This window comes from Modestobacter caceresii (assembly GCF_000761485.1).
In the GTDB taxonomy this organism is placed as follows: domain Bacteria; phylum Actinomycetota; class Actinomycetes; order Mycobacteriales; family Geodermatophilaceae; genus Modestobacter; species Modestobacter caceresii.
The window spans coordinates 24,593-37,782 of the sequence record NZ_JPMX01000044.1 but is presented as its reverse complement, the minus strand read 5'-3'; the positions used below and the strand labels follow the sequence as shown (position 1 = coordinate 37,782).

The following is a 13,190-nucleotide window of genomic DNA, read 5'->3' as shown; positions in this document are numbered from 1 at the left end:
GGCAGGAAGGGTGCCGGCACCGGCGACGTCGCAGATGTGTCCGTCCGGTGTCCCGACCCGCCACCTCCTCAGCCACGGGAGGCCGCGCACCGACCAGAGTCGCCCCGGTGGAGGAGATGCACGTGTCAGCGGACCCCGACCAGCGCACATCGGCAGGCTCGCCGACCGACCCGCCCACCGGTGGGCAGGCAGGGACGGCGACGGACGCAGGTGTGCCCGCCGGGGTCCGGACCGCCGGGATGTGGTGCGTCTGGACGCTCGCGATCGGCGCCGTCGTCTACTTCGCGGTGCAGCTGGCCGTCCTGCTCGGCACCGTGGTGCTCACCTTCCTGGCCGGTCTGCTGCTGACCGCGCTCATGCGGCCGGTCGTCTCCTGGCTGGACCGGAGCGGGCTGCCCCGGCTGGCGGCCACCTGGCTGGTGATGGTGGTCTTCCTCGCCCTGGTGGGCGGGGTCGTCTACTTCCTGCAGCAGCAGGTCGCCGGGGAGTGGGCCAGCCTGCGTCCCACCCTGGCCAGTGGGCTGGACCGGCTGCGCAGCAGCCTGGTCGAGACGGTGGGCCTGTCCCCGGAGCGGGTCAACGCGGTCATCGACGGGCTGATCAACCAGCTTGCCTCCGGTGGGCCCGGGGGTGACGCCGCCGGGCCGGGGATGGTGGTGACCGGAGCCACGACCGCGGTCTCGGTCCTGGCGGCCCTCGTCCTGGCCCTGTTCACCGCCTTCTGGCTGTCCTACGACGGTGCGCGGCTCTGGCGGTCGTGCCTCCGGATCGTGCCGGCCGACCGCCGGGCGGCCGCCGCCGACGCCGGGAACGGCGCCTGGCGGACCCTGGGCGGCTACCTGCGGGGCACCACGATCGTGGCGCTCATGGACGCCGCCGGGATCGGCCTGGCGCTGGTGCTCATCGGCGTGCCGCTGCCCTTCGCCCTGGCGCTGCTCACCTTCCTCGGCGCCTACATCCCGGTCGTCGGTGCCTTCGTGGCCGGGCTGGCCGCGGTCGTGGTGGCCTTCGCCTCGGGTGGGCTGACCGAGGCGCTGTGGGTGCTCGCCGCGGTGGTGGTGGTGCAGCAGGTCGAGGGCAACCTCCTGCAGCCGCTGATCATGCGGCGGACGGTGTTCCTCCACCCGCTGGGCATCGTCTACGCGCTCACGGTCGGCGGCCTGCTGTGGGGGATCGCCGGGGCGATCGTCGCCGTCCCGCTGACCGCCGTCCTCTACGCCGTTGCCGTGGCCCTGGCTGGTCGGCACGGTGAGGAGGAGGACCCGCGGCCCCGCGGGCTCCGGCTCCGGCTCCGGCCCGGCGGCGCGTCCCGGTCCGAGGTGTCGTCTGCCGAGGGCCGGCCGGTGGGGGACGGCGCGGGCGGCGGAGGAGCTAGCCGCCGGGGTGAGGCGGCGGAGGCGCCGGGCGACTCCTGATGGTCACGGTGGTGCCCTCCGGGCTGGGGACGACGGTGATGTCGGCGAACGCGCTCATCAGCGTCGAGCCGCGCCCGCGGTCCATGCTCGGCACCCGTTCCCGCCACTGCCCGTGGTCGCGCACGGTGATCTCCACGCCGTCCACGGACGCCTCGACGGTCACGTCGACGACGGGCTCGGTGGGGTCCTGGGCGTGTTCGACCGCGTTGGTGGCCGCCTCGCAGGCGGCCAGCAACAGGTCGTAGACCTGGTCCTCGTCCAGCCCGGCGTCGATCAGCACCCGGCGCAGGGCCCGCCGGAGCCCGGGGACCGCCCGGGGGGTGGCGGGGAACCGCCAGTGTTCGCGGAGCACCGGTGCGGCCGTCGGTTCCGGGGTCGTGGCCGGCTGCCGGCAGGCCGGCACCAGGGCGCGGACCTCGGCCGGCCCGGCCGGCACGGCCGGCGTCGGGGGGAGCGGGCGGGCGGGGACGGGGCCGGCGTCGGTGCGGGCGCGTGCGCCTGCACGGCGCTCGACCGCGACGCGCACCCGGGCGATCAGCTCAGCAGCCTGGAACGGCTTGGCCAGGTAGTCGTCGACCCCGGCCGTGAAGCCCTCGACCGCGGCCTCCTGCCCGGCCCGGGCGGTCAGCATGATCACCGGGATGGCGGAGGTGGCGGGGTCGGCGCGCAGCCGGCGGAGCAGCTCGAAGCCGTCGACGCGCGGCATCATCACGTCGGTGAGGACGACGTCGGGCTGCTGCTCGGCGACTGCGGCCAGCGCCTCCTCGCCGTTGGTGCAGGTGCGGACCCGCCAGATCGGCGCCAGCAGCCGGGTCAGGTAGGTGCGCATGTCCGCGTTGTCGTCGACGACCAGAACCGTGGCGGTGACGCCCACAGGGGCGGCGGGCAGCTCGTCGGGGGTCACGTCGGCGATCCAGGAGGCAGCGGTGCCGTGCGCGGCGGCCGAGGGGGCGACCGAGGACGCCGGGTCGGCGGGGGCGTCGGGGCTGCCGTAGGGGATCGTGACCGTGAAGGTGCTCCCGGCGCCGGGCTCGCTGTCCACCGTCACGGTGCCGCCGTGCAGGCCGACCAGCTCACGGACCAGGGCCAAGCCGATGCCGGTCCCCTCCCGGTTGCGCGCCAGGGACCCCTGCACCCGGTGGAAACGGTCGAACACCAGCGGCAGCTCGGCGGCGGGGATGCCGATCCCGGTGTCGGCGACGGTGAGCACCACCGCATCGGCCCCGCCCCGCATCGTCAGCTCGATCCCGCCGACGAAGGTGTACTTGACCGCGTTGGAGAGCAGGTTGAGCACCACCTTCTCCCACATCCGCGGGTCGACGTGCACCCGGCGGTCCAGCGGGGGGCAGTCGACGGTCAGGCGCAGCCCGGCCCGTTCGGCGGCGGCCCGCAGCACCCCGGCCAGCTCGGCGGTGAAGGCGGCGACGTCGGTCGGCACGCGCACCGCGCCGGCCCGGCCGGCCTCGATGCTGGCGAAGTCCATCAGGTCGTTGACCAGGCGCTGCAGCCGCTGCCCGTTGCGCAGGGCCAGGCCCAGCTGGTCGCGCGCGGCGCGGGGCAGCGGGCTGGTGGTGTCGGCCAGCACGTCGCTGATCGGCCCGAGCAGCAGGGTGAGCGGGGTGCGCAGCTCGTGGCTCACGTCGGAGAAGAACGCAGTCTTCGCCCGGTCGAGCTCGGCCAGCGACTCGGCTCGCCGCCGCTCGTCCTCGAACGCCCGGGCGTTGCCCAGCGCGCTGGTGAACTGCCCGGCCACCAGCTCCAGGAAGGTGCGGTACTCGGCGTCCAGGGCGCGGTTGGGGCTGACCCCGGCGACCAGGACGCCGATCCGCTCCTCGTCCGCGACGGCGCCCAGTGGCAGCACGACGGCCTCGCGGACCGGGTCCTCCCAGAACCCGCCGACCAGCCCCAGCCCGGCGACGGGCCCGGGCAGCTCGTCGGCGTCGGCGACGGAGGCGGGCAGCAGCTCGGCCGGGCAGCCGACCGTCCCGGCCCGCCGGAGGCCGTCGCCCTCGTCGAGGTAGACCGCCGCGAACGGCACGTCGAGCGGATCGCTGCCCAGGGTGCGGCACAGGCCGGCGAGCACGGCCTGCTCGTCGCCCCGTTCGGCCTCGGTGCAGGAGAGCTGGTGCAGCAGCTGCTGACGCCGTTCGCCGAGCACCTCGTTGGTCACCTCGGTGCAGACGGCGTGCATCCCGGCGACCAGCCCGTCGTCCCCGAACGCCGGGGCGTGGGAGACGGTGAAGTAGGTCTCCTCGCGGTAGCCGGCGCGCTCGAGCAGCAGTGGCAGCCGGGGCAGCCAGGTGGCCTCCCGGGTGGTCATCGCATGCTCGACCGGGCCCCGGAGGACGTCCCACCCCTCGGCCTGGGTGACCCGCAGGTCGCCGCCGAGGGCCCCGGGGTGCTTGGCGCCGATCAGGGTCGCGTAGCCGTCGTTGTACAGCTGGGTGTACTGCGGGCCCCAGGTGAGGATCATGGGGAAGCGCGAGGCCAGGATGGTGCGGACGGCGTACCGGAGGCTCGCCGGCCACCCCTCGACCGGACCCAGCGGCGTGGCGGACCAGTCGAGCCCGGCCATCAGCCGGCCGGTCTCGCCGCCACCGGCGAAGAGGTCGGCGGCACCGGGAGCACCCGACGCAGGCGAGGTCGCATCGGGGGCCACGCACACCTCCAAGCCAGGACACCAGCACGCCTGCGAGCCCGGACAACCCGGGCAGGGCTGTACTCGGAGGCGGTCACCAGCGACCCACCCGCGACGTGCAACCTACCTCCGAGAGGTCTGCCCCGCCCCGGAGGCCAGCTGTGCCCCCAGGCCGCCGGGCGGGTTGGATGGGGGCAGAACCGCCGGGAGAGCCCTGGCGCCGACCCCGAGGAGACCCCCGTGGCAGAGCTGACCCGCCCCGACGTCGAGCCCCCCACCGGGCCCGTCCCGTCCGACCTGGTGATCGAGGACCTGGTGGTCGGTGACGGCCTCGAGGCCACCGCCGGCAGCCTGGTGAGTGCGCACTACGTGGGCGTCACCCACGACGGTGGCGAGCAGTTCGACGCCTCCTGGGACCGCGGGGACCCGCTGGAGTTCCGGATCGGCGTCGGCATGGTCATCCAGGGCTGGGACGAGGGCATCGTCGGCATGAAGGTCGGCGGCCGCCGCCGGCTGACCATCCCGCCGCACAAGGCCTACGGCGAGCGTGGCGCCGGCGGCGTCATCAAGCCCGGCGCCACCCTGGTCTTCGTCGTCGACCTGGTCGGCGTCCGCTGAGGAAGGACCCCGTTGCCCCCCACCGCTCGCAGGCTCGCGGCGGGGGGCAACGGGGTCGCCCGGGTTCGGCGGTGGGGCAGCGGGGGCCCTGCCTCAGATCGTGAGCTGGCTGTAGAAGTCGCGCGGGTCGGCGGCCAGGGAGGCCTTGACGCCTCGGCTCCAGTCGTCGACCAGCACCTCCCACGCGCCGGCCTGGACGCCGTCGAGGGCGGCGCGGACGACGTCGGCCGGGTCGCTCATCGGGCCGGTGTAGCCGGCCATCATGTCGGTGTCGGCGGCTCCCAGCACGACGCCGGTGACCGACGTGCCCTGCTCGGTGAGCTCGATCCGGACGCCGTTGGTCAGGCTCCACTCCGCGGCCTTGGCGGCGCTGTAGGCGTTGGCGCCGGCGGTGGAGAACCAGGAGAGTGCCGAGAGCACGTTGGCGATCGCGCCCCCGCCGTTGCGGGCGAGCACCGGCGCGAACGCCCGGATGACGCCCAGCGTGCCGAAGAAGTGCGTCTCCATCTCCAGCCGGACGTCGGCCAGGTCACCGGTGACGAGGTCGGCCCGGGTCGTGAGGCCGGCGTTGTTGACCAGTAGCGTGACGTCGCCGGCGGCTGCTGCCGCAGCGGCGATCGACTCCGGGTCGGTGACGTCCAGCCGCAGCACCTCCACGCCCGGGACGTCGACGAGCTCGGGGCGGCGGGAGGTGGCGTAGACCTTCGCGGCGCCGCGCTCGAGCAACTGCTGGGCGAAGTGGCGGCCGAGGCCGCGGTTGGCGCCGGTGACGAGGGCGACGGATCCGGTGACGTCCATGTGGGTCTCCTTGCGTTCGGGTGGGTCGCCGAGGACGCTAGGACCTGACGTTGACGTCAGAGGCAAGGGTGATCTGGGCCACCGGGAGGACCTGTGCGGATCGGTGAGGTCGCTGCCGCGGCCGGTGTGAGCGTGCGGGCGCTGCGCTACTACGAGGAGCAGGGGCTGCTGGAGGCCGAGCGCAGCCCCAGTGGTCAGCGCCGGTACCCGGCGAGCGCCGTGGACCGCGTGCACTTCATCCAGCAGCTCTACGCCGCCGGGCTGACCAGCAAGGACGTCCTCGAGTTGCTGCCGTGCGTGCACACCGGCCGCGCCACGCCGGCGATGATGGCCCGGCTGGTCGAGCAGCGGGACGGCATCGACCGGCAGATCGCCGAGCTCACCCGGGCCCGTGCGCGGCTGGCCGAGATCATCCGCATCGGCCACGAGCACGTGCCGGCGGTCGGGGCCGCCTCCTGACACTGCTGCTCGTTGACCAGCCGGAATGTCCCCGGCCGGCCGCGGGTTGCGGGAGGCATGCAGGTCGAGGTGTGGTCCGACGTCGTGTGCCCGTGGTGCTACATCGGCAAGCGCAAGCTGGAGACGGCGCTCTCCCGCTTCCCGCACGCCGACCAGGTCGAGGTGGTCTGGCGTTCCTTCCAGCTCGACCCGAGCGTGCCCGAGGGGCACACCGAGCCGACCCTGCCGGCGCTGGCGGCCAAGTACGGCCGCAGCGTCGAGGAGATGGCCGGCCAGATGCGCCGGGTAGAGGAGGTCGCCGCCGCCGAGGGGTTGGACTACGACCTCCTCCAGGGGGTCAGCGGCAACACGCTCCTCGCCCACCAGCTCCTCCACCTCGCCGCCGAGCGGGGCCTGGGCGGGGCGATGAAGGAGCGGCTGCTGCACGCCCACTTCACCGAGCGCCGCTCGGTGTTCGACGTGGACGCGCTGGTGCCCCTCGCCGTCGAGGTGGGGCTGGACGAGGCCGAGGTGCGCGCCGCGCTGGCCGACCGCCGGTACCTGCCCGCCGTCCAGCAGGACATCGAGACCGCCCGGGCGCTCGGCGCGACCGGCGTCCCCTTCTTCGTCGTCGACCGGACCTACGGCGCCTCCGGGGCGCAGCCGGCCGAGACGCTCCTGCAGTTGCTCGAGCGGGCCTGGGCCGACACCCACCCGCTCACCACCGTCCCCGCCGCCGAGGGCTGCGCGGACGGCAGCTGCGCCGTCTAGGTCGCGTCGCTCAGCCGAGCAGGCGGGGGACGCGCTCCAGCGCCTTGCGGGCACCGGCCGCCAGTCGGTGGACGACGTCGATCGCCGACTCCTCGGTGGTCACCAGCCCGACCGACTCCCCGGCGTAGACCGGGGCGTGGTCCAGGTCGCCCTCGTCCCGGGCCCGCCGGACCAGGTCGGCCGCCGCGGTGTCGCCACGCAGCTCGGCCTCCCGGCCGTGCCAGAGCTGGGTGAACTCGTTGGCCAGTGCCCGCCCGGGCCAGCGCGCCGGCCAGGGCAGACCCTGGGCGATGTCGAAGGCGCTCGTCAGCACGGTGGCGTCGCCCCCGGCGGCCCGGACGCGCGCCCGGGCGGCCGGGGTGTTGGCCGCCTCCGTGCAGGACAGGAACGGGGTGCCGATCCAGGCCCCGGCCGCACCGGCGACGAGGACGGCGGCCAGACCGGCGCCGGTCGCCACCCCGCCCGCGGCGAGCACCGGCCGGTCGGTCGCGGCCAGCACCTCCTGCAGCAGCGGCAGGGTGGCCCGCTGCCCGGTGTGCCCGCCGGCCTCGGTGCCCTGCGCCACGATCACGTCGGCCCCGGCCTCCAGGGCGCGGTCCAGGTCGGCGAGTGAGTTCACCGCGGTGGCCACCGCGATCCCGGCGTCGTGCAGCGGCCCGACGAAGGGCGCCGGGTCGCCGAAGGAGACCGAGACCAGTGCCGGCTCGGTGGCGATCGCCGCGGCCAGCAGCTCCGGGCGTCGCTCCAGGGCCCAGGCCATCAGGCCGACGCCGAAGGAGACGTCGGCCTCCGTGGGCAGTCGGGCCTGCTCGGCCAGCCACTCCACCGGGGTGTCGGACCCGACGCCGATCATGCCCAGCCCGCCGCCGAGGGACACGGCGCGGGCCAGCTCACCGCCGGCCACCCCGGCCATCGGGGCACCGAAGACCGGCACGTCGAGGTCGAACCAGCGGGTCAGCGGGGTCTTGATCACCGGCCCATCGTCGTCCCTCGGCTCGGGGAGTGCAGCGGCGGTCAGCGGCGGGTGACGTCGGCGGTGAAGGCCTGCAGCCGCTTGTGCAGCCCCACGACCTGCTCCTCGACCGCGAGGGCCTGCAGCTCCTCGTCCAGGTGCAGCGCCGACGGCGGGACGGCGGTCACCCGGCTCGCACAGTCCAGGTCGGCGCAGATGTAGGTGCCCACGGTGTTGCCGTTGCGCCCGGCCGCGCCGACCCGCCGGGCGGTGAACAGGGAGACGTCGGCGGCCGACTGCACCGAGTGGCACAGCAGGCACATCGCCGAGCGGCGGCTGGACATCTTCGTGTCCGCGGCGCGCAGGGCGATGCCGATCGGGTCGCCGTCCCGTTCGTGGACCAGGTAGCCGCGCAGCTCGGCCTTCGCGTCCCGCCAGCCGAGGACGTCCAGCGACGCCCAGTCCAGCTCGGCGAGGTCGCGGGGTGGCGTGAGGGCGGCGGCCTCGCTCCGGGAGCAGTTGACCATCGAGCGGCGGATGGCCGCCTCGGTCAGGGCGTGCACGGGAGACCTCCAGGGGCGTCGGGACGGGACGGCCGCAGAGGTTACGTACCGCGCCCGTCCCGTCGCACCCGGATTTCCCGGCTCCCGCCACCACCGAGATGGCCATCTCGGTGGTGGCGGGGTGTGTCAGGTGGTGGCTGGGCCGCCGTGCTCGGTGCCGGCCAGCTTGCGGAGCAGTTCGTGGGCGCGCTCGGCGCGCTGCGAGTCCTGCTCCATCACCTCGCGGAAGAACGAGGCGACGTCGTCCAGGTCGGCGTTCTCGGCATCCCGGACGTACTGGCCGTAGTCGTGCCCGGCCTTCAAGGAGTGGTACTGGACGGAGATCAGGTCGAACGTGACGTCGGCGAAGCCGGTCTCACCGGTGGCCATGGGTCCTCCTCAGGAGTGCGCATGGGGCCGTTGCTGGGCCTCAGGATCTGACGTCGTCGCGCTACCCCGCCCACGGGCGGGTGACACACCGGTCGGACCGTTCCGTCTCAGGTCTGGTCGTTGGTCGGCGCCTCGCCCACCGCGCCGGCGAAACCGCCGGTGACGTCACCGCCGCCGGCCTCGTCGGCCTCGGTACGTGACGAGGCGAGCTCGTCCTCGCCGCTCGAGACCTGGTCGTCCTCGGTGGAGGCGAGGTCCTCGCCCTCGCCGAGGGCACCGGGGTCGGCCTGCAGCGTGCGCGGGTCGTTCAGGGGGTCGGGGACGTCGGGATCGGTGACGGTCATGGCCCGACCGTGCCCCGGTCGCGTGCCGTCCGAACGTGCGTAACTGGACAGTTAAGTAAGCCACCTGTTACACATCTGCCCGTGGAGGCACTCGCGGCCCTGGCCGATCCGACCCGGCGGCAGATCGTCGCCCTGCTGGCCGCCGGTGAGCAGGGCGCAGGTGAGCTGGCCGGGCAGTTCCCGGTCAGCCGCCCGGCGATCAGCCGGCACCTGCGGGTCCTCCGCGAGGCCGGGCTGGTGCAGGTCCGGGCCGAGGGGCAGCGCCGGGTGTACGCGCTGGACCCGCGGCCGCTGTCGGAGCTCGACGCCTGGCTGGCCCCCTACCGGCGGCTGTGGGCGCAGCGGCTGGACGCGCTGGACACCGAGATCGCCCGCGGACGGCGGGCCCGAACGCAGGAGGACGGTCGATGACGACACCGGACGAGCGGCTGGGGCAGGTCACCGAACTGCCGGAGGGGGTGCGGCTGCAGTTCCGCCGCAGCTGGCCGGACCCGATCGACGACGTCTGGGCGGCGCTCACCGAGCCCGACCGGATGGTCCGCTGGATCGGCACGTACGAGGGCGAGCGCCGGGTCGGCGGCTCGGGCACCTTCACCATGACGCACGAGGAGGCGCCGGTCGGTGAGCCGATGCGGATCGTGGAGTGCGAGGCGCCGCGTCGGCTGGTGGTCGACTGGGAGACCGAGGAGGGGTGGCGGGTCGAACTGGACCTGACCGCCCAGGACGGCGAGACGGTGCTGCTCTTCACCCAGCTCTTCGCCCCGGGCACCGAGATCACCGACTACGTGCTGGGCTGGCACTGGTACCTGGACAAGTTCGACGCCGAGGTGGGCGACCGCCCGGCGCCCGGGGACTGGGACGGCTTCCTCGCCGCCACCGGGCCCGCCTACGGGCGTTCCTCCCAGACCTGAGCCGGTCGGCCGACCGTGGAGCCGGGTCGCGCCGCGGCTCCACGGTCGGGCGGGTGGCTCAGGCCTGGGCGGCCCGGGCGGGCTCGACCCGGACCGGGTCGGGGCCGGTCCACGGGCCCAGCCGGCCCAGCAGCCGGTCGCGGGAGGCCAGCCGTGGGCCGGCCTGCACCGGGTAGGCGTCATAGGAGCTGGTCAGCGCCCGGGCGGCGTGCAGGGCGAAGTTCGCGTCGTCCTGCGCCTCCCGGGCGACGGCGACCAGGTCGGCCTGGCCGGTGGCCACGACGGCGTCGGCCTGCTGCGGGTCGACGACCAGGCCCACGGCCATGGTCGGGATGCCGACCTGTTCCTTGATCGCGGCGGCGAAGGGCACCTGGTAGCCGTAGCCGATCGGGTGCTCCCAGCCGGTGCCGATGCCCCCGCCGGAGACGTCGATCGCATCGACCCCGAGGGCCTTGAGCTCCCGGCAGAAGGCGATCGTGTCGGCCAGCGTCGTCCCCTCGCGGGTCGCGTCGACGGCGGAGACCCGGACCATCAGCGGCAGGTCGGCCGGCCAGACGGCGCGCACGGCCTCGACCACCTCGAGCGGGAACCGCATCCGGTTCTCCAGCGACCCGCCGTAGGCGTCGGTGCGGGTGTTGGTCAGCGGGGAGAGGAACTCGTTGAGCAGGTAGCCGTGCGCGGTGTGCACCTCGGCGACCTGGAACCCGGCGGCCAGCGCCCGGCGGGCGGCGGCGACGAACGCGTCGCGCACACCGGGCAGCTCCTCGAGCTGGAGCGCACGGGGGGCCGGCCAGCCCTCGCCCATCGCGACGCCGCTCGGGGACACCGGCGTCCACGGGACGTCGCCGGGGCGGGCGTTCTCCGCGGTCACCGGGCCGTCGCCGTCCCACGGGCGCAGGGTGCTGCCCTTGCCGCCGGCGTGCGCCAACTGGATGGCCGCGACGCTGCCGTGCTCGCGCAGGAAGGCGGCCACCCGGGCGAGGCCGGGCACCTGCTCGTCGTTCCACAGGCCGACGTCCCCGGGGCTGATCCTGCCGTCGGCCGTCACCCCGGTCGCCTCCACCATCACCAGGCCGAAGCCGCCGAGGGCGAAGCGGCCCAGGTGCACCAGGTGGTAGTCGCCGACCACCCCGTCGGAGACGCAGTACTGGCACATCGGCGCCACCGCGAGGCGGTTGGGGAGGGTGACCCCGCGCAGGGTCAGGGGCTGCAGGAGCTGAGGTGTGCTCACGGACGCCGTCAACCGCGCGGAGACCGGGAGGCATTCCGCAGGGAGGTACGTCACACTCTCGGTAGACGTTCTAGACGTACGCCTTTCGAGCGGTAGCCTGGCCCGATCCCCCCGGCCCCAGCGTCGCGGTCGGGGGGTCGACACAGCGCCGGTGCGACACCCACGCCGGCGGCACCCGAAGGAGGAGACGCCGTGACTTCCGTGGCCACCCCAGGTCTCGAGAACGCCCCCACCACACACGCCCGACTCCTCGCCTGGGTGCAGGAGATGGCCGAGCTGGCCCAGCCTGACCAGGTGGTGTGGGTCGACGGCTCCGACGAGGAGTGGGAGCGGCTCACGACCCGGCTCGTGGACGCCGGCACCTTCACCCGGCTGGCGAAGAAGCCCAACTCCTTCCACTGCGCCTCCGACCCCAGTGACGTCGCCCGGGTCGAGGACCGCACCTTCATCTGCTCGGTCGACGAGGCCGACGCCGGTCCGACCAACAACTGGATGGACCCGGCCGAGATGAAGGCCGTCATGACCGAGCTGTACCGGGGGTGCATGCGCGGCCGGACGATGTACGTCATCCCGTTCTGCATGGGCCCGGTCGAGGCCGAGAACCCCATGTTCGGCGTCGAGCTCACCGACTCCGAGTACGTCGTGGTCTCGATGCGGGTCATGGCCCGGATCGGCAGCCGGGTGCTCGAGGCGATGGCGGAGGACCGGCCGTTCGTGCCGGCGATGCACTCCCTCGGCGCCCCGCTGGAGACCGGGCAGGCCGACGTCCCGTGGCCGTGCAGCGACACCAAGTACATCGTGCACTTCCCCGAGGAGCGGGCCATCTGGTCCTACGGCTCCGGCTACGGCGGCAACGCCCTGCTGGGCAAGAAGTGCTACTCGCTGCGCATCGCCTCGGTCATGGCCCGGGACGAGGGCTGGCTCGCCGAGCACATGCTGATCCTCAAGCTCACCAGCCCGCAGCAGAAGACCTACTACGTCGCCGCCGCCTTCCCCTCGGCCTGCGGCAAGACGAACCTGGCGATGCTCGAGCCGACCATCCCGGGCTGGAAGGTCGAGACCCTCGGCGACGACATCGCCTGGATGCGCTTCGGCGAGGACGGCCGGCTCTACGCCCTCAACCCCGAGTACGGCCTCTTCGGCGTCGCCCCGGGCACCGGCTGGGACACCAACCCCAACGCGATGCGCACCATCGACCAGGGCAACTCGGTGTTCACCAACGTCGCGCTGACCGACGACGGCGACATCTGGTGGGAGGGGATGACCGACGACGCCCCCGCCCACCTGACCGACTGGAAGGGCCGCGACTGGACGCCGGGCTCCGACGAGCCCTCCAGCCACCCGAACAGCCGCTTCTGCACCCCGATCACCCAGTGCCCGATCCTGGCCCCGGAGTACGAGGACCCGAAGGGCGTGCCGATCTCGGCGATCCTCTTCGGGGGACGCCGCAAGACCACCATCCCCCTGGTCAGCGAGGCGCGGGACTGGAACCACGGCGTGTTCATGGGCGCCACGCTCTCCTCGGAGACGACGGCCGCGGCCACCGGCGCCGTCGGCGTCGTCCGCCGCGACCCCTTCGCCATGCTGCCGTTCATCGGCTACAACGCCGGTGACTACGTCCAGCACTGGGTCGACACCGGCAAGCAGCACGACGCCAACAAGCTGCCGCGGATCTTCTACGTGAACTGGTTCCGCCGGGACGACGAGGGCGGCTTCCTGTGGCCGGGCTTCGGGGAGAACAGCCGCGTGCTCAAGTGGGTCGTCGAGCGCCTCGAGGGCACCGCGGCCGCCGAGGAGACCCCGGTCGGGCACGTGCCGACGCCGGACTCCCTCGACGTCTCGGGTCTGGGCATGACCCGGGAGCAGGTCGAGCAGGCGCTGCGCGTGGACAAGCAGGAGTGGCAGGCCGAGGTCCCGCAGATCACCGAGTGGTTCGAGAAGTTCGGCGAGAAGCTGCCCAGCACCATGTGGGACGAGCTGGAGATCCTCAAGAGCCGGCTCGCCTAGCAGGCCGCCCTTCCGGGCGCCATGGACCGGGTCGGCCGTCGCGGTGGCCGACCCCCGGGACGAGGTCCCGCTCACCGACAGCGTCGTCGGGGGGCGGGACCTCGTCGCGCCCGGGGATCTCGTCCGGCGACGCTC

14 protein-coding genes are annotated in these 13,190 nt (G+C 74.0%); 7 read left to right on the top strand and 7 right to left on the bottom strand.

The window, feature by feature from the left end; translation table 11 throughout:
• The first annotated feature begins 122 nt into the window (after positions 1-122).
• Entirely contained in the window at positions 123-1,415 is a 1,293-nt protein-coding gene (locus tag IN07_RS11055) for an AI-2E family transporter (protein ID WP_197058438.1), read from the top strand.
• Here IN07_RS11055 and IN07_RS11050 read toward each other — a convergent pair.
• Positions 1,372-4,074 carry an ATP-binding protein gene (locus IN07_RS11050; RefSeq protein WP_036335854.1) on the bottom strand — a complete coding sequence of 901 codons (2,703 nt, stop codon included), beginning with the start codon at positions 4,072-4,074 and terminating at the stop codon, positions 1,372-1,374. The two genes, IN07_RS11055 and IN07_RS11050, sit on opposite strands and share 44 nt — an antisense overlap.
• A gap of 219 nt (positions 4,075-4,293) precedes the next feature.
• Between IN07_RS11050 and IN07_RS11045 the strand changes: the two genes are divergently transcribed.
• Entirely contained in the window at positions 4,294-4,671 is a 378-nt protein-coding gene (locus IN07_RS11045; RefSeq protein WP_036335853.1) for an FKBP-type peptidyl-prolyl cis-trans isomerase, read from the top strand.
• A gap of 93 nt (positions 4,672-4,764) precedes the next feature.
• Here the strand turns inward: IN07_RS11045 and IN07_RS11040 are convergent, their stop codons facing one another.
• Positions 4,765-5,469, bottom strand: a complete 705-nt coding sequence (locus tag IN07_RS11040) for an SDR family oxidoreductase (protein ID WP_036335852.1) — start codon at positions 5,467-5,469, stop codon at positions 4,765-4,767.
• Positions 5,470-5,562: 93 nt separating this feature from the next.
• Here IN07_RS11040 and IN07_RS11035 point away from each other — a divergent pair, with 93 nt between their 5' ends.
• Both IN07_RS11035 and IN07_RS11030 read left to right on the top strand, forming a co-directional pair.
• A complete protein-coding gene (locus tag IN07_RS11035; protein ID WP_036335851.1) occupies positions 5,563-5,928 on the top strand; it encodes a MerR family transcriptional regulator in 366 nt (121 codons plus the stop codon).
• A gap of 57 nt (positions 5,929-5,985) precedes the next feature.
• Positions 5,986-6,678 carry a DsbA family oxidoreductase gene (locus IN07_RS11030; protein WP_036335849.1) on the top strand — a complete coding sequence of 231 codons (693 nt, stop codon included), beginning with the start codon at positions 5,986-5,988 and terminating at the stop codon, positions 6,676-6,678.
• Positions 6,679-6,688: 10 nt separating this feature from the next.
• On the opposite strand, the gene IN07_RS11025 is transcribed toward IN07_RS11030, so the two are convergent.
• The 4 genes from IN07_RS11025 to IN07_RS11010 all read right to left on the bottom strand — a co-directional run bounded on the left by IN07_RS11025 (position 6,689) and on the right by IN07_RS11010 (position 8,906).
• Positions 6,689-7,651, bottom strand: coding sequence for an NAD(P)H-dependent flavin oxidoreductase (locus IN07_RS11025; RefSeq protein WP_036335848.1), 963 nt, complete (start codon positions 7,649-7,651; stop codon positions 6,689-6,691).
• A gap of 41 nt (positions 7,652-7,692) precedes the next feature.
• Positions 7,693-8,193: an FBP domain-containing protein gene (locus tag IN07_RS11020; protein ID WP_036335847.1), complete on the bottom strand. Its 501-nt coding sequence runs from the start codon at positions 8,191-8,193 to the stop codon at positions 7,693-7,695.
• Positions 8,194-8,319: 126 nt separating this feature from the next.
• On the bottom strand, positions 8,320-8,562 hold the full coding sequence (locus IN07_RS11015) for a hypothetical protein (protein WP_036335846.1): 243 nt from the start codon (positions 8,560-8,562) through the stop codon (positions 8,320-8,322).
• A 107-nt stretch (positions 8,563-8,669) separates the two neighbouring features.
• On the bottom strand, positions 8,670-8,906 hold the full coding sequence (locus IN07_RS11010; RefSeq protein ID WP_036335845.1) for a hypothetical protein: 237 nt from the start codon (positions 8,904-8,906) through the stop codon (positions 8,670-8,672).
• Between the two features lie 81 nt (positions 8,907-8,987).
• Between IN07_RS11010 and IN07_RS11005 the strand changes: the two genes are divergently transcribed.
• Together IN07_RS11005 and IN07_RS11000 are read left to right on the top strand one after the other, a co-directional pair.
• Positions 8,988-9,317 carry an ArsR/SmtB family transcription factor gene (locus tag IN07_RS11005; protein ID WP_036335844.1) on the top strand — a complete coding sequence of 110 codons (330 nt, stop codon included), beginning with the start codon at positions 8,988-8,990 and terminating at the stop codon, positions 9,315-9,317.
• Positions 9,314-9,817, top strand: a complete 504-nt coding sequence (locus tag IN07_RS11000; protein WP_036335843.1) for an SRPBCC family protein — start codon at positions 9,314-9,316, stop codon at positions 9,815-9,817. The genes IN07_RS11005 and IN07_RS11000 overlap by 4 nt, the downstream gene beginning before the upstream one ends.
• Before the next feature lie 58 nt (positions 9,818-9,875).
• Here IN07_RS11000 and IN07_RS10995 read toward each other — a convergent pair whose 3' ends face one another.
• The gene (locus IN07_RS10995) at positions 9,876-11,048 is read right to left on the bottom strand and encodes an NADH:flavin oxidoreductase/NADH oxidase (RefSeq protein ID WP_036335842.1); all 1,173 of its coding nucleotides are present in this window, start codon (positions 11,046-11,048) and stop codon (positions 9,876-9,878) included.
• 192 nt (positions 11,049-11,240) lie between these two features.
• Between IN07_RS10995 and IN07_RS10990 the strand changes: the two genes are divergently transcribed.
• The gene (locus tag IN07_RS10990) at positions 11,241-13,055 is read left to right on the top strand and encodes a phosphoenolpyruvate carboxykinase (GTP) (protein WP_036335841.1); all 1,815 of its coding nucleotides are present in this window, start codon (positions 11,241-11,243) and stop codon (positions 13,053-13,055) included.
• The last annotated feature ends 135 nt before the right edge of the window (positions 13,056-13,190 follow it).

Coding starts and splice junctions, on each gene's coding strand:
- IN07_RS11040 (WP_036335852.1), bottom strand. CDS start 5,469: ATGGACGTCACCGGATCCGTCGCCCTCGTCACCGGCGCCAACCGCGGC.
- IN07_RS11030 (WP_036335849.1), top strand. CDS start 5,986: ATGCAGGTCGAGGTGTGGTCCGACGTCGTGTGCCCGTGGTGCTACATC.
- IN07_RS11015 (WP_036335846.1), bottom strand. CDS start 8,562: ATGGCCACCGGTGAGACCGGCTTCGCCGACGTCACGTTCGACCTGATC.
- IN07_RS11010 (WP_036335845.1), bottom strand. CDS start 8,906: ATGACCGTCACCGATCCCGACGTCCCCGACCCCCTGAACGACCCGCGC.
- IN07_RS11000 (WP_036335843.1), top strand. CDS start 9,314: ATGACGACACCGGACGAGCGGCTGGGGCAGGTCACCGAACTGCCGGAG.